Source organism: Halomonas sediminis (assembly GCF_044871105.1).
GTDB classification, from domain to species: Bacteria; Pseudomonadota; Gammaproteobacteria; order Pseudomonadales; family Halomonadaceae; genus Vreelandella; species Vreelandella zhuhanensis.
Genome location: NZ_CP085246.1, coordinates 595,861 through 620,525, shown reverse-complemented (window position 1 = coordinate 620,525; position 24,665 = coordinate 595,861). Strand labels below are relative to the sequence as shown.

The 24,665-nt window shown below is 52.8% G+C and carries 22 protein-coding genes and 1 tRNA gene; 7 read left to right on the top strand and 16 right to left on the bottom strand.

The genetic code is table 11. The features are described 5' to 3' along the window. Positions 1 to 10: 10 nt before the first annotated feature. The 3 genes from LG290_RS03025 to dctP form a co-directional block, all read right to left on the bottom strand. Positions 11 to 796: a helix-turn-helix domain-containing protein gene (locus tag LG290_RS03025; protein ID WP_499836199.1), complete on the bottom strand. Its 786-nt coding sequence runs from the start codon at positions 794 to 796 to the stop codon at positions 11 to 13. A gap of 179 nt (positions 797 to 975) precedes the next feature. Next, positions 976 to 3,165 carry a TRAP transporter large permease subunit gene (locus tag LG290_RS03020; protein ID WP_499836198.1) on the bottom strand — a complete coding sequence of 730 codons (2,190 nt, stop codon included), beginning with the start codon at positions 3,163 to 3,165 and terminating at the stop codon, positions 976 to 978. A gap of 146 nt (positions 3,166 to 3,311) precedes the next feature. Further along, entirely contained in the window at positions 3,312 to 4,475 is a 1,164-nt protein-coding gene (dctP, locus tag LG290_RS03015; protein WP_499836197.1) for a TRAP transporter substrate-binding protein DctP, read from the bottom strand. A gap of 551 nt (positions 4,476 to 5,026) precedes the next feature. On the opposite strand from dctP, the gene LG290_RS03010 reads away from it, so the two are divergent. Next, a complete protein-coding gene (locus tag LG290_RS03010) occupies positions 5,027 to 5,374 on the top strand; it encodes a c-type cytochrome (RefSeq protein WP_499836196.1) in 348 nt (115 codons plus the stop codon). A 132-nt stretch (positions 5,375 to 5,506) separates the two neighbouring features. On the opposite strand, the gene LG290_RS03005 is transcribed toward LG290_RS03010, so the two are convergent. Together LG290_RS03005 and LG290_RS03000 are read right to left on the bottom strand one after the other, a co-directional pair. After that, positions 5,507 to 6,013: a DUF6647 family protein gene (locus LG290_RS03005; protein WP_499836195.1), complete on the bottom strand. Its 507-nt coding sequence runs from the start codon at positions 6,011 to 6,013 to the stop codon at positions 5,507 to 5,509. A gap of 277 nt (positions 6,014 to 6,290) precedes the next feature. Beyond that, positions 6,291 to 6,369, bottom strand: a tRNA-OTHER gene (locus tag LG290_RS03000). Between the two features lie 685 nt (positions 6,370 to 7,054). Between LG290_RS03000 and LG290_RS02995 the strand changes: the two genes are divergently transcribed. From LG290_RS02995 to LG290_RS02970, 6 genes are all read left to right on the top strand, one after another. Beyond that, positions 7,055 to 7,963: a 3'-5' exonuclease gene (locus tag LG290_RS02995; protein ID WP_499836194.1), complete on the top strand. Its 909-nt coding sequence runs from the start codon at positions 7,055 to 7,057 to the stop codon at positions 7,961 to 7,963. Positions 7,964 to 8,099: 136 nt separating this feature from the next. Further along, the gene (locus tag LG290_RS02990; RefSeq protein WP_499836193.1) at positions 8,100 to 8,291 is read left to right on the top strand and encodes a hypothetical protein; all 192 of its coding nucleotides are present in this window, start codon (positions 8,100 to 8,102) and stop codon (positions 8,289 to 8,291) included. A 233-nt stretch (positions 8,292 to 8,524) separates the two neighbouring features. After that, positions 8,525 to 9,877: a peptidoglycan-binding domain-containing protein gene (locus LG290_RS02985; RefSeq protein WP_499836192.1), complete on the top strand. Its 1,353-nt coding sequence runs from the start codon at positions 8,525 to 8,527 to the stop codon at positions 9,875 to 9,877. A 71-nt stretch (positions 9,878 to 9,948) separates the two neighbouring features. Continuing rightward, positions 9,949 to 10,950: a restriction endonuclease gene (locus tag LG290_RS02980; RefSeq protein ID WP_499836191.1), complete on the top strand. Its 1,002-nt coding sequence runs from the start codon at positions 9,949 to 9,951 to the stop codon at positions 10,948 to 10,950. 46 nt (positions 10,951 to 10,996) lie between these two features. Beyond that, positions 10,997 to 11,914, top strand: coding sequence for an HNH endonuclease (locus LG290_RS02975; RefSeq protein ID WP_499836190.1), 918 nt, complete (start codon positions 10,997 to 10,999; stop codon positions 11,912 to 11,914). Then, entirely contained in the window at positions 11,881 to 12,315 is a 435-nt protein-coding gene (locus LG290_RS02970; RefSeq protein ID WP_499836189.1) for a hypothetical protein, read from the top strand. The genes LG290_RS02975 and LG290_RS02970 overlap by 34 nt, the downstream gene beginning before the upstream one ends. Before the next feature lie 508 nt (positions 12,316 to 12,823). On the opposite strand, the gene LG290_RS02965 is transcribed toward LG290_RS02970, so the two are convergent. The 11 genes from LG290_RS02965 to LG290_RS02915 all read right to left on the bottom strand — a co-directional run bounded on the left by LG290_RS02965 (position 12,824) and on the right by LG290_RS02915 (position 24,642). Next, positions 12,824 to 13,270: a DUF2846 domain-containing protein gene (locus LG290_RS02965; RefSeq protein WP_499836188.1), complete on the bottom strand. Its 447-nt coding sequence runs from the start codon at positions 13,268 to 13,270 to the stop codon at positions 12,824 to 12,826. A gap of 89 nt (positions 13,271 to 13,359) precedes the next feature. After that, positions 13,360 to 13,635, bottom strand: a complete 276-nt coding sequence (locus LG290_RS02960; protein ID WP_499836187.1) for a hypothetical protein — start codon at positions 13,633 to 13,635, stop codon at positions 13,360 to 13,362. Between the two features lie 369 nt (positions 13,636 to 14,004). Further along, positions 14,005 to 15,057 carry a helix-hairpin-helix domain-containing protein gene (locus LG290_RS02955; RefSeq protein WP_499836186.1) on the bottom strand — a complete coding sequence of 351 codons (1,053 nt, stop codon included), beginning with the start codon at positions 15,055 to 15,057 and terminating at the stop codon, positions 14,005 to 14,007. 281 nt (positions 15,058 to 15,338) lie between these two features. Beyond that, entirely contained in the window at positions 15,339 to 15,542 is a 204-nt protein-coding gene (locus tag LG290_RS02950; RefSeq protein WP_499837011.1) for a hypothetical protein, read from the bottom strand. A gap of 321 nt (positions 15,543 to 15,863) precedes the next feature. Further along, positions 15,864 to 16,496: an SHOCT domain-containing protein gene (locus LG290_RS02945; RefSeq protein ID WP_499836185.1), complete on the bottom strand. Its 633-nt coding sequence runs from the start codon at positions 16,494 to 16,496 to the stop codon at positions 15,864 to 15,866. Between the two features lie 208 nt (positions 16,497 to 16,704). After that, the gene (locus LG290_RS02940) at positions 16,705 to 18,096 is read right to left on the bottom strand and encodes an LAGLIDADG family homing endonuclease (RefSeq protein WP_499836183.1); all 1,392 of its coding nucleotides are present in this window, start codon (positions 18,094 to 18,096) and stop codon (positions 16,705 to 16,707) included. 323 nt (positions 18,097 to 18,419) lie between these two features. Next, positions 18,420 to 19,382: a class I SAM-dependent methyltransferase gene (locus tag LG290_RS02935; RefSeq protein ID WP_499836182.1), complete on the bottom strand. Its 963-nt coding sequence runs from the start codon at positions 19,380 to 19,382 to the stop codon at positions 18,420 to 18,422. A gap of 96 nt (positions 19,383 to 19,478) precedes the next feature. Then, positions 19,479 to 22,439 carry a type I restriction endonuclease subunit R gene (locus tag LG290_RS02930; protein ID WP_499836181.1) on the bottom strand — a complete coding sequence of 987 codons (2,961 nt, stop codon included), beginning with the start codon at positions 22,437 to 22,439 and terminating at the stop codon, positions 19,479 to 19,481. Beyond that, positions 22,429 to 23,658, bottom strand: a complete 1,230-nt coding sequence (locus LG290_RS02925) for a restriction endonuclease subunit S (RefSeq protein ID WP_499836180.1) — start codon at positions 23,656 to 23,658, stop codon at positions 22,429 to 22,431. The genes LG290_RS02930 and LG290_RS02925 overlap by 11 nt, the downstream gene beginning before the upstream one ends. Continuing rightward, entirely contained in the window at positions 23,648 to 24,196 is a 549-nt protein-coding gene (locus LG290_RS02920; protein ID WP_499836179.1) for an N-6 DNA methylase, read from the bottom strand. The genes LG290_RS02925 and LG290_RS02920 overlap by 11 nt, the downstream gene beginning before the upstream one ends. Positions 24,197 to 24,201: 5 nt before the next feature. Then, positions 24,202 to 24,642, bottom strand: coding sequence for an HsdM family class I SAM-dependent methyltransferase (locus tag LG290_RS02915; protein ID WP_499836178.1), 441 nt, complete (start codon positions 24,640 to 24,642; stop codon positions 24,202 to 24,204). Positions 24,643 to 24,665 lie beyond the last annotated feature (23 nt).

The window sequence follows — 24,665 nt, the reverse complement described above, 5'->3', positions numbered from 1 at the left end:
TGCCCACGAGTCAGATTACGAGGGGCGATTGGCGGTCACGGGAAGGAGAAACGTCAAAGTAGCGTCGGTACGCCCGCGAGAAACTGCCTTGGTCGCGAAAGCCTACCAGGGCGGCAACATGCCCAAGGCTCAACGAGCGTTGCTGAACAAGAGTACGTGCATGCTCCAGCCGTCGGCGCTGCACATAGGCGAGCGGTGTCATGCCGACCATGTCGCGAAAGCAGACATGAAAATGGCCGAGGCTGAGGGCACATAACCCGGCTAACTGTTCAACCCGCACTTCATCAGCCAAATGCTGGTCCAACCAGGCATTCAGCCGCCCCATGTCCAAACGTTGCGTGACACAGCCTATACCCGTCGGTTGAGAGCCAGCGGGCGAGCCTTGCAAATACACCTCCAATGCGCGCAGCAACAGCATGGCAATTTCATTTTGCAACGCCGGACACTGCTCCAGCTGGTAAGCCAAGCTGTGGGCCAATTGATTGAGACCGGGGGGCACATTAAAAAATCGCGGGGTATCGAACAATCGCTCGATACCCGCGTCTTTATCCAGCAGCGTCAACCTTGTCACAGGAATGTCGAGCACCAGGGTGCAATTACTGCCGTCACCCTGGTATTCATGCGCGCGCGAACAGGGAATCAAACAGCCCCGCCGAGACGTCACCTGGCCACCGCCCCGCCCCTCCAGGGCGAGTTCGGTCACCCCGCTGGTGGCAAGAATCAACTGATGGTGGTCATGGCTATGGGCGACATGTTCGTGGTCGAGATTGCAGCTGCGCAGTTCAAGCGGAAGCATGGTCTTTCCATCCTGGCGGCAGGAACCTTTGACTATACGCCTGCTCGCACCTTCTCAATGTTTAGCCAACAAACCTTTAATTAACGTCACTAAAAAGTCCTTTGAACCAAACGTTCTTTGTCTCGATGGCCAAGCAAAACGCCCGCGAAACGGGCGTTTTTCACAGTGGACAGGATGGATCAGCGATACACGAGATTAGGCAACCACGTGACCAGGCTGGGGAATACAATTACCAGAAACAGCCCCAGTGCCTGAATGCCCAGGAAGGGAAAAGAGGAACGGAAAATCTGCGCCATGGTGATGTGCGGCGGGCATACCCCCTTGATATAGAAAAGCGCATAGCCGAACGGTGGGCTGAGAAATGACATCTGCATGTTGACCAGATAAATGACACCGAACCACAGCGACACATTCATCGGCTCCACGCCCGGCATCCCGAACAGACCATCGAAGTTCAACCCCTGGATCAGGGGCACGAAGATCGGCACCGCCAACAGCAGGATACCCACCCAATCGAGGAACATGCCCAGCGCCACCAACAGCACCATCATCAACGCCAGCACCATGTAGGGACTCAGGCCCGCACCGGAGATGAGCTCCTGAACAAATGTCTGGCCGCCCTGCAGGATGTAAAAGCCCACGAAGATGCTCGCCCCGAAAATAATCCACATCACCATGGCCGTGGCCACCAGGGTAGTCATGCAAGCGGCATGCAGGTTAGGCCAAGTGAGACGTTTGTGCATCGCCGCTACCACCAGCGCACCGAAGGTACCGATGCCCGCCGCTTCCACCGGGGTGGCGATCCCGGTAAAGATGATCCCTAACACCAACATCACCAGAATGATCGGTGCCAGCATGTTGCGCAGCAGACGCAGCTTTTCGGTCATGCTCACCCGATCCTCGACCGGCATGGGCGGAGCCAGTTTCGGGTTCAAGGTGCCACGCATCCACACATAGAAACCATACATGCCCGCCAGCATCAGGCCGGGAATCAGCGAGCCTAGGTAAAGCTCACCCACCGATTGCTGGGCGATAACGCCATAGATGATGGCCAGAATGGAAGGCGGAATCAAAATCCCCAAGGTGCCCCCCGCCATGATCGAGCCGATCGCGATTTCCGGGTCGTAATGGCGTTTGAGCATCGCCGGAAGCGCGATCAACCCCATGGTCACCACGGCAGCGCCGATCACCCCGACCATCGCCGCCAGCAGCGTGGAAGCGACGATGGTGGCAATCGCCAGACCCGCCTTGAGCCCCCCCATCCATTTGTAGACCACATCGAACAGCTCTTCGATGATACCGGCCTTTTCCAGCACCGTGGCCATGAAGATGAACAACGGAATCGCCGATAACTGATAGTTGGTCATCATGGGAAAGATGCGCGACGGCATCAGGTTAAGCATGTTCTGGTCACCCACCAGATACAAAAAGCACACCCCCAGGCCGCCGGTGACGAAGGCCAAAGGCAGCCCGGCCACCAGCACCACCATCAGCGTGCCGAACATCACCAACGTCAAACCGCCGATGCCTACGTTAGAGAGGCTGTTTTCCAGGCTTAGCGCCAAACTTTCATAGTCGGTAACGGCAATATTGACCATTTCGAACAACGCCCAGGCGGCAATGATCACCCCACTGATCACCAAGACATTGGCAAAGGTCTGGCTGCCCTCGTGGCGCTTGCGATGATGAAAAAAGGCCTGAATATCACGGATCAATTGCGCAATGCCTTGGAGCAACAGCAACAAGCCCCCAAAGAACAGCATGAATTTCACTGGGTAATACTGCACAGCCCATTCCGTGAAAGACACTTCATTGGCATAGCTCGACCCAAAGAAATAGGCATCACTGACCGACTGAGAGAAAAACTTCCAACCCGTCGTCAACAAGGCAATCGTGAAGATGAAAAAGAACACCGAGGTCAACAGATCCAGTGCCGTTTTGTTCAAGGGCTTGGCCCGGCTGTAGAGGATGTCCACTCGTACATGCCCACCTTCGCGCAGGGCAAAGGCCCCCGCCAGCAGGTACTGCATGCCGAACATCAATGTCATCGACTCATGTGCCCAATTGGTCGGCGAGTTGAACGCATAGCGCATCAACACTTCATAAGCGAAGACAAAAGGCGCAATCAATGACCAGTAAGCGACATAGCGCCCGAAAAACCCGGAAATGCCGTCAATCCCGGTGGTGAAAAAATTACCCGGCGCCTTGTAGCCAATATCGGTTCGTGGAACTTCCGCCGTATCGCCGCCGCTGACGGTTTCTCCGCGGCGAAAGCTTCGCTCGACGAAAAACATCACCACCAAAGGAAGCAATATCAGCACCGACCAGTAGAGCCAATGCGGCAAGATGAAATTGATCTCAAGATTCATGGACACTCCTCCGAGAGGCCATCGCCTTTGGGCAATAACCACGGATCAACGAATCGAGGGGGATGCTCGATTGGGTCGGGTTAGACACAAACGTTGCCATCCGCAGATGGCAACATTCATGAGCTCTCGCACAAGCTCTCGGCAGGTCAGATGTTCAACTGGTAGCCCTTGATATCCTCTTCCGTTACCAAGCCTACCGCCGGGTCCATCATGGTATCCAGATGGGCTTTGAAAAGCCGGGCGGCATCGGGATCCTTGTTGGCCCACTTGAACCACAAGGGAATAGCCGCTTCGCGGAAGCGAGTGGCATCTTCTTCCGTGAGGTGGATGATCTCCACGCCCTTCTCGCGGTATTTGGGCCATGCTTCGGCGTTGGCTTTCTGAATGGCGGCGTAATGTTCGCGCGAGTAAGCCGCCACCAGATCATGCATCAGGTCCTGAGTCTGCGGCGACATCCGCTCGAAGATGCGGCGGTTGACGGAAATGTCCATGAGGTCGACGGCCTGGTGCAGGCAAGGTGTCGAGGGCGGCCCCATGATGATGTAGTCGGCCACTTGCCAGAAACCCAGTTCGTAGTTCACTGCGGCGCCGACGTAATCGGCAGCATCGATAGTGCCTTTCTCCAGTGCCGGATAAACCTCGGACCCTGGGAGCAGCGTGGTACGCGCCCCTATGGCGGCAAACGTCTCGGCCACGATGCCCCCCGGCATGCGTAACTTGATTCCCTTAAAATCATCAAAGCTGCGCAGCGGTTTCTTGGAGTGGATCAGGTTCATGTCATGATGGACATAACCGAGCAGTTCCTGGCCCTGCTTGCGATAGAGATCCTTGGCAATGCCGAAGCCTCCGTAGGCACCGAACATCATGTCCCACTGGTGAGGCACAGAGAGCCCCATCGGATAGGCGGTCAGGAATACGCCAGCCGGCATCTTGCCGGGCCAGTAGACGGTGAACCAGTTCTGACCGTCGATTACACCGTTGCGCACTGCATCGGCAACCTCAAAAGCCCCCGCCACGGCCCCAGCGGGAAACGGCTCTATTCGCACTTCGCCACCCGTGGCTTCGGCAACACCGGCCGCCCACTTCTCGAATATTTGATACCCCGTGGTGCCTGGCTGCCAGGAAGACTGCATTCGAATCCGAATTCCTTCCTGTGCCTGAACATTGCCAATCCAGGGCGCGGCGACTGCAGCAGCGGAGCCGATAGCCGCGGTCTTGAGGAAATTACGTCGGCTGGGGGTCTTGAGCGCGTCGAGAGGGTTTGTGGTGTTATTAACGGAAATATCTGACGGTTTCTTGTCGTTTGGCATGACAGAGACTCCTAATGGAAAAGCACGCCCTCGATACAATAGATGGCAAGTGGCGGCTAAATCTTGTTGTTATCGTCCGTAGACCATCGGTATGTGCGATTGCCCATTGTGGCCGTCACACAATAAAGCGTATCTCCGTGCTGGGCTGATAGAAATATCATGAGCACTGGAAAATGCTTCCACAACCAAGGTTAACGAAAAGCCCCAAACTGGCCAATCGAAACATTCAACGCAACCCCTTGTCAGTCAATGGTAAGACCAATTTTTGTTAACAGGTAAATCCGTGCGAATGCTGAGAAAACCTTGGTATTACCAATATTCCCAAGGCAAAAATCTACGACTAAAGCGCAACTAAGATATTCCCAAGAAAGAGTTGGAGACCGCCCCTCACGAATAGACTCACGCATCCCAGGCACAGACAACATAAACAATGGTTCTTAAATTGAAGGAGTCATAGGACTGGTCTAAGTTTCAATAGGTGGCAATGCAATGCGGTTGAATATTATCAAACAATAACCGCTGACCCTGTTTGGCAAGGTGAGGATAAAGACATGAAAACAGCATTGATTACATTGGCATTAAGTGGACTTTTCTTGGGTTCTCTCTCGGCATCGGCAGACATGCATGCTGACATGCAACAACTGGCGGAGGAGAAACAGTGCCTGAGCTGCCACGCCAGTAAGGACGATACACCGAGGGCGCCTGGTTTCAGCAGCATCGCGGCAAAATATTCAGGAACTGAGATGAAGAGCTATCTGGTCGAAGTCGTACTGACTGGAGGCGAAGCGCATTGGGGATCTGCTGCCATGCCGGAAGCCGGTGAACGCGCTGAAGTGAGCGAGGAAGAAGCCGAGCAACTGGTCGACTGGATCCTGAGCATGCACAAAAGCGACGACTAACCATTCAGCCCGAGAGACCTGTTCCGACAAACAACCGATAGACGCTTTGGCTGAAATTCAAGCGTACAAGGGCTCACCGATCTCGCCCAGCAGGGTTGGTTGAGCCTCTTTGCGTGACCAAACAGCTGGCCCTTAGCGCTGACACGAGCCAATAATGCGCAAGGTGCGCTCGTCGATACCGAGCGCTTCCAGCGGTTCGGAGATACCTTTTTCCTTTAACCATAGGGCCTGGAGTGTCACCGCTTCTCCCTCAAGCCGGTCGCGACATTGCACCTGCAGGTGGGCATTGTTAGCGAGCTGGACATGGTGAACGACCTCGTGCAGGAGATAGCTGGCGTCAACGAGATTATCGAGGTCACAGTCACTGTCCAAGTAAATGATTGGCTTCTCGGGGTCGTAGATACCACGAATCAGCGGTACCTGATGCGAGGCGAAACCCGGATAACAGCGTTGCCGAAGGGTCTCCTGATCTTGGAACTCGACAGGTGGCGGCTCAGGCGCAGCGTAGTCGGTATGCGCAGCCACCCATGCCGTCATGGTTGTTGCGAGACCCACTACCCGACCGGCTCGGACATCCTCCGCCTCCACTGTGCTGAGCGATAGCACGAGCGGAATACACAGCAGTAGATTACGAAGCATGGCACGCACCTCAACTTGGCATCCACAAGAAGACCCTTCATTATCACTAACGGCTCCACATGCATGCGCCTGTCCATTTCAAGCTATACAGGCAACTCTGGAATATCAAACGGAAAGCTTAACCCACTCCTTGCCAGACCCCGCTCTGAACTTTACAGAGGCTACAAGTAGGCGCTGAAAATCGAGATGGACAAAAAGTGGACAGATTCAGATATTCAGAAAGGAAAACAGGAATTTCAGGCACAAAAAAAGACGCTTAAGCGTCTGATTTTGAAGGTGGTGCCGGTGGTCGGACTCGAACCGACACACTGTTTCCAGCGGCGGATTTTGAATCCTATCAACAACTTACCATCGGCATGCAGAATCAGATTTACCTAAAGTGTGACACCTAACTGTGGAACTGTTTGCAGTTTAGTGCCCGTCGCCTGGCTTCACAACCACCAGCCACCCTCTACTACTTAAGTAGATGAAGCATGTCTCGACGCTGGCGTTGTGCTGAAGACGGTGAATAGACATGCTGCCCTCCCCCCTCTCGAGCCGCTTGACGGTTAGCTCCATCCTCCAATGAAACAATCACCAACCAACCCCACCGGCTCCAGACTACGAGCCACAACCAATTACATCCACGTGGCGGACACTCTCATACGGCTTCCGCACAGCGGTTATATCATCGAACCATTTATCCGCTGGTGGTCTCTCGATAGCTGATGGGGAAGCTGACTGAACGCACCATGATCTGAGGCACCTCGAGTGAGAGTGCCATCCAACCCTTGGTAAACTGATACCTGAGCAAGGCGGCATTGCGCTACGTCTTCCACGTCCTAGGCGGCGTCGATAGAGAACAGTGTGGCAATTTGCCGTGATTATCGTGTTACTCACCCGAGGGTTATAATGAAATATGTCTTGCCATCATTCCCAATATTGCAGAGGCATGTGAGCGGCCTTCTGATCGGTATCGCGACTTAGCTACCAGCAGTATCGAAAAGGATATGTTAGACGAAAACCACGCCACCTCAGTCTCGATCCCCAGGAGCGACCATCATGAGCACGCCTTCTTCTTTCCCCTTAGAAGCTATCCCTGAAATAGAGGCTACACCAGAGGATTACCGCCTGATCCAACGCGTCCCTATTACGCGGTCAGATGCCACTTTTCCCATCGAGCTGAATCCCCCCGTAGGGGACGAACGACCCTTGGTTGTCGTGGATGTCGAGACCACAGGGCTCGATCCCTCAGCTGACAAGATCATCGAGTTGGGGCTGGTACGTGGAACCTTCAGCCCCTCAGAAGAACGCATCACCTCGATTCTGGAGTCTCATTCACAATTCGAAGACCCAGGGATCCCGATTCCCGAAGTGATCACCAGCCTCACCGGCATCACCGATCAGGACGTAGCAGGGAAGTATATCGATGACGCATGGCTCGCCATGATGCTCCAAGGCGACCCTCTGGTGGTCGCTCATAACGCCCAGTTCGATAGGGGCTTCATGGAAGCGCGTTTCCCCGCCTGCGACAAGCAAATCTGGGCTTGCAGCCTGAGCGAGGTGGATTGGAAAAGCTTAGGTTTCGAAGCACGCAAGCTGGAATACCTACTCCTCAAACAAGGGTACTTTTATCAAGGTCACAGGGCTGAGGTTGACTGTCTAGCGACCACTTGGCTACTACATTGCCAGCCCGAATCCTTCCCTCTTCTGCTGGCAAGTGTCCGTCAAAAAACGGTCGTCGTGCGGGCGCTTGGTGCTCCCTACGATATTAGGGAAACGTTCAAGTCCCGCGGCTACCGGTGGCATCCCGGCGTCCAAGGCAGCAAAAAATGCTGGTGGACGGTCGTTGCCGAGTCGAACCTTCAGGCCGAACAAGAGTTCCTTAACAAGACTTACCATGACGGGGCGCAGCAGGCTCACTATCAACCGCAAACCGCTCGCACGCGCTTTAAGGGAGATATCTCATAAGCCAGGAGATGCGAAGTCTGGAGGGCTACAGGAAAGATCAGCCTAGCGGCCTTGGAGACCTGAGTAATTGCTTAGATCGGTGTCCACAAATGCTGGTTAAGATCACTATAGCCTGCGCCACAACTTTGCCTCTCAGATGGTGATGTCCGGGGCGGATTTGCTCGCTGTCTCCAAACTGATGGCCCACTCGGATATTCAAACCACGGTTCAGCACTATGCTCACCTACGGCCAGACCATACACGTGACATCGTAGAGGCGTTTGCTCAACAGCAAGTGACGAGCAATGCAGGCAGTTATGAGATCAATCATCAGCTGCATAGCCTTTGATGGTAATTACGCCTGTAGTGCGTGTCAGTGAAGAGCCTACACATCTGAAAAATTATCTTTATAGCTAACAGCTTATTGGCTGTCCCTTTGATAGTATTTCGCTAGCACGCTGTACATCGCCATTGGCCCATGAAAGACCCTGCTTACCCGCTCAAGCTCTTCCAGCGGGTGATCACGGTCAGCCTGGAAACCATGAAGGTCGTGCGGGCGTTGCCAGCCCTAGACATAGAATAATGATAATCAAAACCATTGATGGTGACTTTTTTAAAGGAGTAAAAATAATGAACAGGGCTTGCACACTTGCTTCAGCTTTTTTAATTAGCTCTAGCTGTATTGGCTTTGCTTTTGCTCAAGATGTTTCCCCGCTTGACGCTGAGATCAATGCGATTAATGAGCAAATTGCCGATGTTGAGGCGACTATTTCCTCCTACGAAGGAGGCCTGATAAGAGTCCTTGCTGAAACACGGCGGGAAGCGCTTTTGCTGCTACGCACAGTCGTAAAAAACCGACAACAAGCTGAAGCGGGCGGTGCGCAGATTGAGGTTACAGTTCCGGCCGTAGAACCTAGCCCCGAACGGGCAGAGCAGCTTCTTGGCGAAATGGTTGCACAGAAAAAGAAAATCGAGGAGGCCGAGAAAGAGGCTGCTTCTGTGGGTGGCCTTATCCGTGCGATGGCACTAAGCCGCGTTGAAACTGAGAAATTTACACTGGCTCAGCTGCAGATGGCCTATTTGCAAGCCCGCTATGGTATCGCTTTTCCGATGAAGTTTGACTTCAGCTCGACAACTTCTTTTACGTCGAATGGAGACATGCCTGATGAAAATGCTGCTAGCTCGATGGATGAGCTTTCAGGCACCGACTTGTCATGGGCTGACCCTGACTATCCGGAAATCGACTACAGTTTGATTCCATTCGAGCAAGCGCATAACGAAGGGAACCAGATTTCTGGCTGGTGGGTGATCGAGGAAAAGCAGGCTGCTATTGATGATAGTCTGAAGATATTTGCTATTAATTATTCTGAATATAACGATCACAGCTTCAGTAATTTCACCGGACTCATCACAAGGTGCAGTGAAGGAGAAACATCTCTTATCTTTGTACAAGACGATTTCTTGATGAGTGAATTACGTCGCAACTCATTCGATATCATCTACCGTATCGATGAAAATCCTGCCCAGTCGTCTCGCTGGAACGAACTGACATCCAATAAAGGCGCAGGAATTTTTGGATCAAGTGCCGAGTCTTTCCTGCGCAAGCTGTACGATGCTGAGCTTTTCTTTATTCGTCTGACGGAAAGAAATGGTCAACAGCATGATGCTGAATTCGATCTCGCAGGCGTGCAGGATGCAATAGGAGCTGTGGCAAGTGCCTGTGGGTGGTCGACACTTGATCTTTCACAGGATGACTATAGAGCAATACAAACAATGCTGAATGTTGGTGGCTTTGAGGCTGGAGCAACCGACGGAATCTGGGGAGGTGGTTCACGAAACGCAATGCGTGCTTTTCAGGAGCAGAACGGACTGCCTGTCACTGGCGCCCCCGATAGAGCAACCTTAAACGCGCTTGGTGCTCAAGAAAGCTACTAATTCTTTCAAGTCTCAGCTCAGCGGTGGCAGTAATGTCTCTGAACGCATCTTAACAAATAATAGGAGCCATCATGCCCCAGGGATGGATGATCAGAGCCGGCGAAGGTGGCCGGCTTTTTGAACACTTTGAAGCCCGCAACTGTGTCGCCGTCGGGTGGAATTCCCTTGGTGATCTTCGTCAGTACAGTGCCGATGCCGAATTACGGCAAGCGTATATCGAACACTATGGCAATGCCAAACCAGGAAGAACAGGTAACGCTGTAGGTATGATCCGCAAGTTCTGCAATGTCATTCAAGCAGACGATACCGTCATCACCTACAGTCCTGAAATCCGGCAATACTTGGTAGGTCTCGATCAAGGCCAGTACGAATTCCTGAGCAAAGACCAGCAGGTAGAAGACTATGCTCATGTTCGTTGGGTGAAATGGGAGGGCAAAGTATCGCGTGACGCGCTAACGCAAACTACGCGTAGTTCACTTGGCTCTACGCTTGCGGTGTTCAGCCTTTCCGAGTCTGTGATCAAGGATATGCGTGCTGTCTTGGAGGGTAAGCAAGCTGCACCAGTGCAAGAACCAGAAGAGGTAGAAGCAGACTTTGTAGAGCTGAGTGAAAGCATCCGTGCGCAAAGCCATGAGCTGATCAAAGACCGTATTCTGCAGCTCACCCCAGAAGAGATGGAGCACTTCGCTGCTGCTATCCTTCGTGCGATGGGGTACCGCACAAAAGTTTCTCCTCGTGGTCCTGATCGCGGCGTCGATGTTGAAGCCTCACCGGATGGGTTGGGTCTGACCAAGCCACACATAAAAGTCGAGATCAAACACCGTGCCGGCAGCATGGGGTCGACTGTATTACGCAGCTTCATCACTGTCGTAAGAAGCGGGCAAAACGGCCTATTCGTCAGTACCGGTGGTTTCACCCGTGAAGCCAGATATGAAGCAGAGCGAGCACCGAACCCAGTAACGTTGGTAGATCTCGATGATTTGGCGAACCTGGCGGTAGAGAACTACCCGAACTTCGATACGGAAGGGCGAGCACTACTGCCACTGATGCAAGTCTACTGGCCTGCTGAGTAGCTAATAGCGCTGCTAAATACAGTGAAGCGCCTAATGGAGAAGGCCTATGAAGTTTTGGGTTGGCGTTACTGATAATCGCTGGTTTTCACATCTTCAGCGGAAGGGACTTGATGAAGTCAATTTTTGGCAGCCAAGCGCTAAGCCATTATTTAGGCAGCCTCCAGCGGGGATGCCGTTCCTTTTCAAGCTGAAAAGCCCTCACAATCACATCGCAGGTGGTGGTTTTTACGTCACAACCTCAGTTCTTCCTGTTCACCTAGCTTGGGAGGTGTTTGGCGAGAAAAATGGTGCCAGTTCTCTGGAAGAGTTTAGCAAGATAGTTGGCGCGTTAAAGGGTGATGACTTATCCCGCGATGTTGGATGCACGGTGCTCTCTAACCCATTTTTCTTTCCGCAGAATGAATGGCTGGAGAACCCACCGGAATGGTCACGCAACATTGTGCGCGGCAAGCACTATGATACCGGTAGCTTTGATGGTGCCTTCATTTGGCGATATTTTCGTGAAGCTATGGAAGCCCATGTGGAAGCGGACATCCAAGGTGGCAGTGGCGTTTCTAGCGGCTATGGTGAAGAAAAGATTTACCGGCCACGTATAGGCCAGTCGTCTTTTCGAGTGATGGTCACGGATGCTTACCAGCGTCGCTGTGCCATGACCGGCGAAAATACATTGGTTGCACTTGAAGCCGCTCATATCGTGCCTTTCGCTCAGGAGAAAAAGCACGATGTGCGCAACGGCTTGTTGCTCAGAGCTGATTTCCACCGGCTTTTTGATATCGGGTTGGTAGGCGTAGATCCTGACTACCGAATCCGCATCAGTCCCAAAATTCACGAGATGTATTTCAACGGTAAAGCTTACTACCGGCTAGATGGCCAAAAACTCACTGTATTGCCCAACGATGTTGAGCAACAACCAGATCGGGAAAAGCTAGATTGGCATTTGCAGAATTGTTTCCAGGCTTCATAGTCAATCTCCTCATTAAAGCCAAAATCGCCGAAATCAGTAGCCAAGGAGGGCCACTCATGACCCGAGCCCACGACCAATCTCGCAACGCTTTCGAGCTCCATCAGAGTGGCCATAGTCTTGAGGAAATCGCTGAGTGTCTGGACATTAGCGATGATCGAGCCTCGCAGTTCATTGCCTATTTCCAGCAACTTCAACCTGTGCCGCCAGAATCTCCCTGGTGGTATGGCTTATCCAGTAAAAGCAGAGTGCTGATGGAAGAGCTTGGTTTCCACAGCCGAGAAGACATTGAGGCCGCCTACCAGGATGGTGCCTTCACTAAAGGCCATCCTAATTGCTTGACCGGGTTAACCCAGCGCATGATGAAACGTATTAAGGAATGGCTGCATAAGCCAAGCCAATGAAAGAAGGTTGAGCTAGAAGTGTAGGGGGCTCGTACCCTTTGTGTAGGGGGCAAAAGGCTACACTGTAGGGAGCATCTGACAAAGTGTAGGGAGCTAGTGCTGCTGTTCCGCTACTGAGGTATCGCTGTGATTGACCTCGCAGAATGTCAGGCCGGCAGACACAGCAAGCGGTAGAACACTTGAATGGGCCTTGCCAACGCAAGAAGCGGGCGGCCTGAAAAAGTACACCTCCTCTTAAAAGCTCTTTAAGAAGGGGTGTGCTTTTGGGGCTGGCCTGCCATACAAGTGATCACCACAGCTTCTACTGCCGCAATATCGTGAATCAAGAAACCAGGTGTCCAATCCAATGTAGTTGGTTTCCTCTTCCTTACCTCTCTCCTCAGCGATACCGGAATGGGTGCAGCAGGCACTCCACCGCTACCTTCCGTATTGCCAGCTCGGGGGCAGACTAGTTACCCATATGTAGGGTTGGCTGCACAGCTACTGCTACGATGCTGAAGGTAGAAAGTTAATCATCCTCATGCCACTCATACCGGCCTGAGTGGATGTTTTGCTTGGCTTCATTGATCTCTTGCTGGCTTCTGACCAGGAAAGCATGGTCACTTAGGTTAGCGAAGGCTGCTCGAAAGAAGTAGTTCTGGTTGGCCTGGAATTCTATGGGTGCGTGCATCTTCCATAAGCCTCCCTTGTATTTGTACTCATATTGCCCTGGTTCGATTTCAAAATAGCCATATTCTCCGGTGTTCAATGAAACGGTAGGGCCGTCTTTAATTTCAAAATCAACATCCAGCATTGCACCAAGAACACCGGTTTTCCATTGGTAGACATAGACACCTGCCATGGTGTTGGAAGGCTTGCGAAAGTTTGAAGTGGTATCCAGGTTGAGGTCCTGGTAGGGCGTCATCGAACAACCCGCGAGGGATACAGCTGCCAGCAAAGCCAAGACTACTTTCATGCAACGTGTCCTTACTACTCATTAATGGTTCTAGCAAGCCAGCACAAGCCAGGGGAAAAGAGCTGATCATCATGCTGGTTTGGATGGGTCTAATCGTAGATGCCGCCACCGTACTGATCCATATCACGATCAATACCTACCCGAGGGTTGGTGCGATCCCGAATCTGTGCAGACGGATCGGAACCGTAACGTACACGATCGGCTGGGTCGTTGAGATCGTATTCGTAGCGGTTGCCTGAGCTACTTTCGTAGCCGCCACTGTTGGTATCGCCATAGACAGAACTAGACGTACTGCTGTCGTCGTTACTGCTTCCAAAAGTAATGGGCTCATACGCCACCGCACCAAATGTCAGCGAAGCCAACACGACTCCCACCCCTGCGGCAATACATGTCTTCTTCACAATATGGCTACCTTATATTTAGGAAATGAGGGCAAATACGTCTTCTGGCATTGGCAGGTACCTGCCGCCGGAAAGCTACCCTATATAAGCTAGGATGTATGTAGGGGATCTCTGACACATTTCGTCAGTACAACCAATGGATTAAGAACTTAGACCAGCCAACCAGTGAGCTATCCTTGGAACTCACTCAATTCCAATCCTGATGAAGTCAGTCATACGGATACGCTGCCTTGCCTGGCTTCTACGATGTCGATGACACCTTGCCATCCTCATGATGACAGAACAAAGCAGAACGACACGCTGAGACGAGCTGCCACAGGTCCGCATCTTTGCTCATTCACACAGCAATCCACTGGCATGGATCGCCTGCACCCTGGCTACACCGAGACCGCTGATACGCGTGAGATGCTCAGGAGACTGCCAAGGGCGTCCTTCCACGATGTCCGCGGCACGTGTGGGCCCAACCTGCGGCAGTTCATCAAGATGGGTAACATCACTGGTATTGAGATCGATGCAATCGGTTGTCGATGTATTAGGAATTGGCTTCCCACCGGTTATGCGAATCGGCTGCAATCCCGCGCCATTGAGGCCGACGTAGACCGGAGCATGGTCGGACACCCTCTTCCGAGCCTCCAGGTGGTCCATGAAGAGCAGATCAGGGAAGCGCAAGATTCCACTATCAGTTGGATCTAAGAGAGCAGCGTCGTACCAGATGTTGTCGTAGAGATTGGCGTAGGACTCCTCTGTCATTGCGAGGGTCGTTTTACCTTGGGTAATCACCGGGACAGCACCATGTTCCCGTAACGGTGCCCAGCCGGCGTGATTCGGCGCTAGATTGAAATCACCCACCAGCAGGCGTAACGTGCCTGCCGCAGTCTCCTCGAGCCACTCCCAATAGTCGGCCAGGGCCTCGATTTCTGGGAGCCGGTCGCTAAGACTATCTCCGTAGACCACATGTATCGTCGCCACTGTAAACACCTGGTTGGTATCAATATCTCGAAACCGCGCTGAGTACGGTTCTCGCGCAAATATATCACCGTGATCCAGAAACACCACGGCGCCATCCTCGTAGGCAACCTCACTCTGTCGCCAAAGGAATGCATAGTGCTCGGTGTACGAGGAGCGGCCTAGGTCATGGCTGGCCATAGAGGACCATGCTTCACCGGACAGCGTCTCCAAGGAGGATTCGAGACGCGCCAGAGCGGAAGTATCCATCAGCTCCTGCACGGCCAGCAGGTCGAAGTGGTTGGCGATATGGGCGACCTGTGGAATGGCCTTGTCGTTGTCCCAGCCCAAATGCCTGATATTCCAACTTCCTACCAGAACATCACCCCAGGCCATCAATGGCGTCATGGCCAACCAGGCCACGAAAAAACGAATAACCATGCAGTGTGTTCCCACCTTAAAATGCCCCATCGTCATGGGTGCATGAGTAAAGATCAACTCCGGTCAGAGATGGCGATCGATCTGCTCGAATCGTTCTCGATGGACTTGTTGACTCGGATGCTTGACGGACAGGGGTAAGTCCTCAGTTAGTGAAAAATCTGTCATGACACAGGGGTCTCCATGAGGCATGGCGATACGATACCTGATGAGTCAGGTGTTGCACTTGCTCATTTGACCGCAATACCTTCTGAGTCCGGGTGCTGCGTCGGGAAGGCTAGGAACTAGCGTCCCAACCGCTCCTGATGGGCGCGATCGATTTCCAGGGCCTCGGCTTCATAACGCTGACTCAACTGCTTCACAAGCCAGCTGATGCCGACACGGCAGCCTCTCTTTACTCTGGGTAAGCGTCGTACCCCTCTAGCCAGGCGAGGGCCAACTCGCCAGTACAACGCAATGAGCAAATAGCCGACCCGGTGGGGCCGCATGACCTCATCTCGAAACCAGCGAAGGAACATCACCTCCGGGTGATTGGGGTCATCAAGCATTCACCACAAAAGACCTTGGCACTGCCGAGGGCCAGGCGACCGTAGTGTCAGCCATCGCCCCTATCCATACCGTTCACTTCGTTTACCAGGGGCAGCAAGCAGCCGGTTCCCTCGGACGGCTAAAACTACCTAGCTTGCTTTGTCCGGTTCAGCTCGTGAAACTGGCATGAACAGGGATTCTCAGACGGTAACCTCCACCAGCACCATCAACTCCTCAGCGATGGAGGCACTTCTGCTGCACGATAGGATAGGTGTCCGAGATCACCTGTTCATCATCCGCTGCATCAAAGCCTGTTTCGCCTGGAGGTACTCTTCTTCCGAAATGGCATTGGCGTCACGCAGTCTCACCCAGCGCTCCAACTCATCGACCGGGGAGGTCTCGGCGTTGATTGCCGCAGTCGCCGGCTGTGCGGGGGCTGACGGTTGGGCCGTGGGTGTCTTACGGGAGAAGAGCCGACTGATGAGGTGCTGGCCGGTAGACGTGTTCCCGCGTTGCACCGAGTGTTCGTTGCTAAAGATTCCGTGCTTAATCACCCACTCCCTATGCTCAAGCAATGGTTCGTAAAACATGACCCTAATCAAGACCAGGGAGATCAACGGAATCAGCGGGGTGAGGAAAAGCCCTAGTTGCTCTATGCCAGGCGTGTAGCTGGCAACCCACAGGATAACTGCTGTGGCGAATAGTCCGACGGCGAACAGGTACAGATACCACCTGATGGCGATCATGGAGTTGCGAATGTAGCTGAAATCTTGGTTACGCTTGGCCATGGTCACGCCCCATACCATCAGCAGTGCGGGGATGATCCCACCGAAAAAGCCAACGGCGGGGATCATCATGAGTATAAAAATCAGCATGCCGGTTTGTTGACCGCTACTTAATGGCTTGTCTTGCATGTGACGTTCCCTCTCTAGGCGGTCGGCCTCGGTGGTGGGCCAGCCTGGGCATAGCCTAACAGGAGCAACGCAACTAGGTGTACGGTCTCAATGCACCAAGTGCACCTCCCGAAGAGAAGGAGGGAAACCAATAATAATAGTATTCCTTATAGGCTTTCAGCTCGCGCACCAAGTAGTCAGGCGACGGTAGGTTTGGGCTTTTAAGAGATCATCGTTCCTGAACTGAAGCCAGCAAAGGTAAACACACATAGAGGGCGGGTGCGCTTCTTTCGGTAAGAACGAACAGTTTGGAGGTGTTGTGGGACTTCACCGCACCGGCGTAGAACCAGTGATTGTCAGCCACTTCCACATCGAAGGTTGGCATTTCACCGATACTCTCGACAGATTCCACCTTGCCCACAATACGGCGAACCGCACGACCTTCACGATCACAGCGCCACTGCCGTGGCTCTGCATCGGCAGCCGCCATCTTATTGCTGTGTTTCACAAGAAGCTCAATGGCCTCAGGCCGGGTGGCTGAGCTTATAGTCATAAGAAACATGGATTTACGGACCTGCTGCCAGTTCTCACCAACAGTGTTATGGGACAACCCAAAAGCAACCCCTACCGCCCAGCCAATATTCTGTACATGTCGGGCAAAACTTTCTTGTGCAGCAGCCAGGCTAACCGTCTTATCTTTTTGCCGAGAAATCGAACCATCTGCATCGATAAGACCAGCGAGGAAAGCGATGATGTCTTCCTGTGCCGATGCTCGTACTACTTGGGGAATCAGATCGATCTCATCGGCGTGGTATTTAAACACACCGTTTTTGATCAACCAGTGCCAGAGTTCGGCATTACCTATTTCCAAAGAATGGGCATCCTTTTTCGGGTCTTTGAAGATATTGCCGCAAATACCGAACTGCTCCTTGAAGATCTGATTTGCCTTGTCCAAATTCTCCGTGTTGCGGTCAAGCCAGCGCAGGCGGTACTTGAGTGGGGACATGCTTCCATCACCCCACAAATAACCAAGAAGCCAGGCTAAGTCCGGATTCATGTTGGTAGGTTGTGTGATCGGGTTTGCTGCACCACGCATACGCAGAGCCGTTGTCTTCAGGGGCTTGAGCGCAGCGTGTTCGATAGATGTATAAACCCCCACCTTGATATCAAGTACGTCACCAGGGGTTAGATTTTCGGTTGCTACCCAGAGATTGGAAGGTTCCAAGTTACCTTTGGTGTGGTGTGCCTTGACGAACCATGGATGATTACCAGTGCTCTCAACAGACAAGCCATAGGCAAGCCGTACTTGGAACACCTCGGCCACGCCATTAACGAAAGTCCTTGTCAGTGGTTTGACTCCCCAGTCCTGAGTAGCAGCCACGTCCGCCACAACATTACTCCAGGTGGCCTCGTCCTCGTGATCCTCAAACAGCTCCTGAAGCGTCAATAACCCTTTTGTGGTTGTAGTGAGGGCATTCCACGGACGGCAACCAGTTGGTTTGATGGTAAAGCACGGATACCTCACGCTCAGTTTGCCGCTGCAATGATTGGCTTCTCCGTTCACCGCACGCTTTAAGGTTGACAGCAAGACTTCATTCACAGCGTCGTCATGACGTTTCATGCCTTTGCTTCCTTCGGTAGTCGGCCAAGAATGCACTCGCGATAGGTGACCTTCTTTTTGTTCTGGTACTCAGCCTGAGCAAACGAGATCTGCTTCACCAAGCCTCTGTCAGACAGTGGTAAGAAAGCCACATTTTATCTCACCGGTGACGCTTGGACAGCTCCGGTAGTATTTATGCAGCGTTTCCTTAGGTGAGTAGCCCCGACCAGTTTCACTTTAAAGATCAATGAGCCTAACCTGGACAGCTTGCTCACCCCCTCCCCACTGAGGCCAGACATCCTCAGCGTATCGGGAGAACTTGTAGCTACTCATTTCAAGAATCATCACACGAGCTTCCCGAAAGCCCTTTTGAAAGCCTGAGTCTTATCTCGCGCTGGCGTACTCGGAGTATTGGCATACTCTTGGAAGCCAGGCCAATCGCTTTCCATCCTGTCTTGCAGATCAGTAGGCAAGATATCACCACCTCCTTTTACAAGCACAACACAGCCTTCAGCCACGAACTTTGTAGGCATGTCTTCATATCCACCCAGAACGTCAGCAAACGCGAAGCCAAGACGAAATTTTTGCAGTTGTTTAAGAAGCACCTTATCAAGGTTCCCATCATGACCAAGCCAGTGACTTGAGACAATCATGGCAACGCCGCCTTCCTCAAGGAGATCAGAAACTCCCTGAAGAAAATCGCGCCGTGGAGCCTTTTTCTTCGGCATGCTCGAGACTGCGAGCAAGAACGAGTATTGCTTTTTAATTGGAAAAGGCACACTTCCGAAAAAGAAGTTAAGCCTCTGATTTTCAAGGGTCTCTTCACGAGCTACTTTGATAGAATCCTTAGAAGGATCGATGCCATCAATATTATTCTCAACTAGCTTTGACAAGGTTTCAGGTATCACGCCAGCGTGACAGCCCACATCTACTACATCGCCGTTAATATTCATGCTTTTGATGATGGAGGCTGCCAACGAGATAGCATCGATTACTAATCCTCGCCGCTTTGAAGTCGATATACCAAGAAGTGGCTGATTGCTCATCATGTCGTAGAAGCCAGTATGCTCCGTCCCATGCTTTTCAAAATGCTTAACAGCCTTTTCATACTCGGCTTCAAACAAGGTCCTATCGCTCATAGGGATAGACCCCAGCACCACTTCCTTAAAATCTTCATCGGTCCTAATAAAATCCACCTCCCACCGTTCGGTAAGGTGCGAATCGATTGTTGAAACTTCACTAAGAGTAAGGGAAAGTGAGTTTTTATCCTCAGCCATCCTAGCTAGCTGCTGAGCAATACCTTGCATATCAACCTCCCATACCTGCTGCGAAACATCCTATTTGCACAATCAAAGTTGAGGTGTAGTTCACTCGAACGACCCCAGCAGAACCCAGTTCCGGCATCAATAATACTCCCGAATGTACTCATACGAGCGCTCGAAAAACTCACTGTCTTGATGGAGCTTGTACTTGAACAGCGTCTTTCTCAGGGCCAACTTGACCTCTCTCTCCCCTGCATGCGTTTCTTGCCAGCCATCGAAGCGAACCGCACGTACGATCTCGTCGATATCATCGACAATCCGCTTGACCATGACCGGTGTATCACCGCACTTGGCTTCCTCGAACAGTCCCGTCAGTGCCGTTTTACCTCTATCAAGATCCTCCTCGACAGGGGTCTCCCGTTCAAGCCTGACGACATCCTTGGCTAGCTCCAGCAACTTCTTCAAGAAATCGATGCTGACCAGAAGACCGTTCTCGTGGCGCTTCTTGAGATCTTCCAGGCGTTCAGCCAAGGCCTTGTACTTAGGATCGTGAGAGTGCTTGCGAAGGCGTCCAGTGAGCTTGACCGTAACCTCCTTGGCTTTCTTCTCCGAGTCAGGGCTTCCTAAAACCGCCTCCAGGAGCTCGGCATCCAGAACAAGCTTGTCCAGATCGTCGCGTACCGTATCGACATGCACATTCTCATGGATCATCTCGATGGTCTTGGCACCGAGACGATGCCACAGCAGCTTGCCTGTCCCCGTGGAGGGCTTCAGTGACTCGTACACCTGAACCAGCCAGCGGTAATCGTTCTCGTAAGGGGTCAGTACCGGGTCTGGCGACAGCGCCTCCCAGATACGGCTGAGGATGCTGAAATCCGACGCAAATGCATCCCGCCTTTCATCGTTGGGAAGGCAATCCTGCGCAGCAATCAGCCCCTCATAGCCGGTCAAAGTTCGATCAACCCCTGCGAAGTATTCCAGACACTTCTGAAGCACTGTCGGTAGCATCGCTGCAAGTTCAGCGATGTTGGACACTGCCTTCTGTACACTCTCTTCATCAAACTTCAACGCCTGGGCAACATCATCAAACACCCCAAGGTAGTCCACGATCAGGCCATGGGTCTTCTGCTCACCATAGGGCCGGTTGGTACGACAGATCGCCTGCAACAAGGTGTGATCCCGCAGGGGCTTGTCGAGATACATTGTCTGCAGGATTGGGGCATCGAAGCCAGTCAATAGCTTTGAGGTGACGATGATGATCTTGAGCGGATCCTTGGGATCACGGAATCGATCCAGGAGCTTCTCTTCGGCATCTCGGTCACGTCGATAGTCAGCGTACTTATCCTCCACACTCTTCACCGACATGACGATATCCGAGGTCTCCGGGGGGAAGTGCTTGTCCAGTTCCTGCTTATAAAGCAGGCAGCTCTCCCGATCGAAAGTAACGACCTGAGCACCGAAACCATTTGGTGCCACCTTCTCCTGGAAGTGCTTGGCAATGTCGGCACAGATCGCACTGACACGTTTGGGAGCCTTCACCAGAACCCCCATCTTGGCAGCAGCACGGCCAACCTTGTCCCTGTCCTCGTCGGTCAGTCCTTTGGTAATCTCGGCGTAGGCATCCTCAATGGCCTGCTGATCAATGTGTAGATCAACCAGACGTGGCTCAAAGTGCAGCTCCTTGGTCGCCCCGTCACGTATCGAGTCGTTGAGCCCGTAGCGGCTCATGTAGCCGTTCTCGTCCACCTCCGTACCGAAGGCATAGAAGGTGTTCCGGTCGGCGCGGTTGATCGGCGTTCCGGTCAAACCAAAGAGGAAAGCATTCGGAAGGGCATCACGCATCTTGCGGCCAAGGTCACCCTCCTGGGTGCGGTGAGCCTCATCCACCATGACGATGATGTTGTCACGGTCGTTGAGGACCCCTTCCGCCTCGCCGAACTTGTGAATGGTAGTAATGACCACCTTGCGCACGTCATTGCCCAGCAATTCAGAAAGCTCCTTCCGGCTGTCCGTCCGTACCAGGTTGGCCATATCCGCGGCGTAGAAGGTGCCCGCGATCTGGCTGTCCAAGTCGATCCGATCGACCACCACCAGCACGGTAGGGTTCTTCAGCGTCGGATGCAGGCGCAGCTTACGGGCAGCGAACAGCATCAGCAGTGACTTGCCGGAGCCCTGAAAATGCCAGATCAGGCCCTTGCGAGGCTGCCCAGCCACCACCCGCTCAACGATCTTGTTCACCCCTTCGACCTGTTGATAGCGGGCAATGGTCTTGATCCGCTGCTTGCCCTTCTGGGTTGCAAAGGCGGTGAAGTTGGCAAGGAGGTCCAGCACCATAGCGGGGCGCAGCATTGAGATGATCGACTTCTCGACCTCCCCCAGAGACTGCAGACCTTCCGCATCTGTCCGCCAAGGCCCCCACAGGCCCACTGGCATACGCACGGAGCCGTAGCGGTACTCCTTGCCTTCGGTGGTCACTGAGAAGACGTTGGGCACGAACAGCTCGGGCACGTTCTGCTCATAGTCCTCGTGGACCTGGAGCGCCCCATCAAGCCAGCTCTGGCTGGACCGTACCGGCGTCTTGGCCTCGATCAGCACAAGAGGCAAGCCATTGACCAACAAAATAAGATCCGCACGTTTCTCGGCCTTGCCCGCACGGAAGATGAATTGCTGGGTGACAACGTAGGTGTTTTGCTCAAGATCGTCGAAGTCGATCAATCGAACGGTGACATGCTCACCATTCGGGCCGAAGGGCATGGAGCGCTCCCCTAACACCCAGGCAGCGAATTCCTCGTTAGCCTTCACCAGCCCGTCAGAGCGAACCCCCATGATGATCGCACGCAGTCTGTAGAGCACATCGTCGACACGGGATGGTTTCGCCTCAATGTCTGGATTCAGCCGAACCAGAGCATCTCGTAGGTAAGGCTCTACCAGTGCTTCTTGAGGCTGGCGTGGAAGATCACTAGGACCGAGGTAGTGCCAGCCAAGCCCAGCGATCACATCACCCTGCCGCGCAAGGCCGACTGCGATTGTAGTTGGACCAGCACCGCCGGCGAGACGGTCACGGATGAAAGCTTTGACGGTGTTGGATTCGTTAAATGTCACGATTTAGACCCTTTCTCAGAACTTGTGCACCGAATGCCTTGCAGGCTTGAATGCGCTGTCGGGTCTCGTCCTGCTGCCTCCGGATATGACTGTAGCCTTTCAGCCACTCCCTTTGCTCATCGAGCGCTGGGTGTGGAACAATCATTTGAGAGACCTGCCCCTTATTGATTGAGGCGAGATTACTTGACCGCTTTGCACTTTGACGAAAATAGGATCTTCCGTAAGGACTTCGAGCAAGCGCTGCAAGGTACCAAGGGTCTAGTTTCTCGGGATCGACTCTAACTGCAAAAACATGATTCTGATGAAGACAGCCATTTACTTCATTTTGCCAAACAGTTCCGCGACCAAGCTTGTCGAGGTCGCCACCCTCAGTCATCAATACATCGCCATATTGGAGTGCGTACCGAGAAATCTTCTCTCGGTCGACAACGATTTTTTTAACATCCTTTAAATCAAGCTCACCATCCTTAACATTTGCAACTCGCAAATACAGCATTTCAACTGTAGCCTCAGAGGCTTTCTTTCCTTTGGCTAGGCCTGAATTAATGAGGGCAATTTCGCTTAGCTTTGAGGCTGGGTAACCATGGGGATTGACACCATACTTCCCCCCGAAATTTTTCTTGAGCATGGCGTGCTCGAGATCAAGCAATGACGAGAGCATGCCCTCAAGTTTTTCTAGTAATTGCTGATTCCCACTCAGGACCTCTACAAGTCGCGACTGTTCTTGGATTGGCGGCAAAAGAAAAACAAAAGAAGCGATGTCTGAGAAATTTACATAAGGGTTAACTGATCCCTTTGAATTTGCAATGGAGTGATCGTGAAAAGCTTCCGTCTGCATGATGAACGGTAGAAGTTCAGGCAGCAGTAGTGATGGGTCCTTGGTCTCGAGCACATACGTCGTGTTCGCCGTAATCCCCTCAAAATCAGCCAGCGCCACCTTCCTTAGGTATGTCCTACGTGATCCATACAGTACCTGTCCTGACTTAAAACGCATGTGAAATGCCGGTCCAAGGTAGTCATCACCGATCACCCCCCAGCGACGAATGCGTAGGTCATCGGTATCAAGATGCTCGCCAGCCACATATCGTTCTAGTCCTGACTCCCATGGGTCAACCTTGTTGCTAACCTTTCGAACCACGTCACCAAAAGCAACACGCGTCCAGCCCAGCTGATTCGATGTCTCCTGCAGGATATTCAGAGCGGCTTGTTCAGACATCATTACTCTCCTCTTGCTCCAAGCCATCAAGCATATCGACCAGCTTATCCATACCCGTCCAGAAGTCTCGCCCTTCTGTTTCAAAAGCCTCCCAAGCAGTCTTCAGCGTCACGGCCTCACCGTCGGCTATCTCAGGTTTCGACTTCTTCACATAACGGACAATGGAGAGGTTGCCTTCAGCTGCCAACACATCAGCAGTGCTGACGACCGCTGCAAAGCCAGGCTCTTCATCGAAGGCTTGATAGGCAGACAGGATGCGTTCCTGATTTTCTGGCCGGAGGAAACTCTGAGCACGCTCCCGAGCGGTCTCGTTCACTGCATCAATGAACAGGATTTTTCCCTGCCGCTCTTCTGGCTTTCGGCTACGACAGATGACGACACAGGCCTCCATGGGTGAGTTGTAAAATAATCCTGCTCCAAGCCCCAGCACGCACTCTACTTGATCGGCTTCGATGAGCTTGCGCCGCATCTCGGCTTCTTCGTTACGGAACAGCACCCCATGCGGAAACAGCACCGCACAACGCCCGATCACAGGATCCATGCACTTCAGGATGTGCTGAAAAAGAATGCGTAGTCTGCCCGGCCCTGTGGTGGAGTGCCGAGGAAGTTACGTCCCCACGGATCATCCTTCCACGCCTCGCGGTTCCACTTCTTGATCGAATAGGGCGGATTGGCAAGTACCACATCGTAAGTGCGTGGCTGGTCCCCCTGTATAAAGGCAGGGCTCTGCAGGGTGTTACCACTTGCGATATGGAAGTCTTCCACGCCATGGATAACCAGATTCATCCGGGCGATGGCTGCGGTAATCGTGATCAGTTCCTGCCCATACAACCCTGTGGTGCGGATGTCGCCGCCCCGTCGTTTCACCTCGGCAATGCACGAGATCAGCATGCCCCCCGTGCCCATCCACCCGTAACGTTGCCTACTGGTGACAATGGTTGTAGGCCACGATTTTCCTGCATTGTAGGCGATTCCAAAAATGTCCATGGGTTCCCACTATGAGTGGTGAC

Bases quoted from the DNA above. Each gene is read 5' to 3' on its own strand.
- LG290_RS03025 (WP_499836199.1), bottom strand. From the start codon at position 796: ATGCTTCCGCTTGAACTGCGCAGCTGCAATCTCGACCACGAACATGTC.
- LG290_RS03020 (WP_499836198.1), bottom strand. From the start codon at position 3,165: ATGAATCTTGAGATCAATTTCATCTTGCCGCATTGGCTCTACTGGTCG.
- dctP (WP_499836197.1), bottom strand. From the start codon at position 4,475: ATGCCAAACGACAAGAAACCGTCAGATATTTCCGTTAATAACACCACA.
- LG290_RS03010 (WP_499836196.1), top strand. From the start codon at position 5,027: ATGAAAACAGCATTGATTACATTGGCATTAAGTGGACTTTTCTTGGGT.
- LG290_RS03005 (WP_499836195.1), bottom strand. From the start codon at position 6,013: ATGCTTCGTAATCTACTGCTGTGTATTCCGCTCGTGCTATCGCTCAGC.
- LG290_RS02995 (WP_499836194.1), top strand. From the start codon at position 7,055: ATGAGCACGCCTTCTTCTTTCCCCTTAGAAGCTATCCCTGAAATAGAG.
- LG290_RS02990 (WP_499836193.1), top strand. From the start codon at position 8,100: ATGGTGATGTCCGGGGCGGATTTGCTCGCTGTCTCCAAACTGATGGCC.
- LG290_RS02985 (WP_499836192.1), top strand. From the start codon at position 8,525: ATGATAATCAAAACCATTGATGGTGACTTTTTTAAAGGAGTAAAAATA.
- LG290_RS02980 (WP_499836191.1), top strand. From the start codon at position 9,949: ATGCCCCAGGGATGGATGATCAGAGCCGGCGAAGGTGGCCGGCTTTTT.
- LG290_RS02975 (WP_499836190.1), top strand. From the start codon at position 10,997: ATGAAGTTTTGGGTTGGCGTTACTGATAATCGCTGGTTTTCACATCTT.
- LG290_RS02965 (WP_499836188.1), bottom strand. From the start codon at position 13,270: ATGAAAGTAGTCTTGGCTTTGCTGGCAGCTGTATCCCTCGCGGGTTGT.
- LG290_RS02955 (WP_499836186.1), bottom strand. From the start codon at position 15,057: ATGGTTATTCGTTTTTTCGTGGCCTGGTTGGCCATGACGCCATTGATG.
- LG290_RS02950 (WP_499837011.1), bottom strand. From the start codon at position 15,542: ATGCGGCCCCACCGGGTCGGCTATTTGCTCATTGCGTTGTACTGGCGA.
- LG290_RS02945 (WP_499836185.1), bottom strand. From the start codon at position 16,496: ATGCAAGACAAGCCATTAAGTAGCGGTCAACAAACCGGCATGCTGATT.
- LG290_RS02940 (WP_499836183.1), bottom strand. From the start codon at position 18,096: ATGAAACGTCATGACGACGCTGTGAATGAAGTCTTGCTGTCAACCTTA.
- LG290_RS02935 (WP_499836182.1), bottom strand. From the start codon at position 19,382: ATGCAAGGTATTGCTCAGCAGCTAGCTAGGATGGCTGAGGATAAAAAC.
- LG290_RS02925 (WP_499836180.1), bottom strand. From the start codon at position 23,658: ATGATGTCTGAACAAGCCGCTCTGAATATCCTGCAGGAGACATCGAAT.
- LG290_RS02920 (WP_499836179.1), bottom strand. From the start codon at position 24,196: ATGGATCCTGTGATCGGGCGTTGTGCGGTGCTGTTTCCGCATGGGGTG.
- LG290_RS02915 (WP_499836178.1), bottom strand. From the start codon at position 24,642: ATGGACATTTTTGGAATCGCCTACAATGCAGGAAAATCGTGGCCTACA.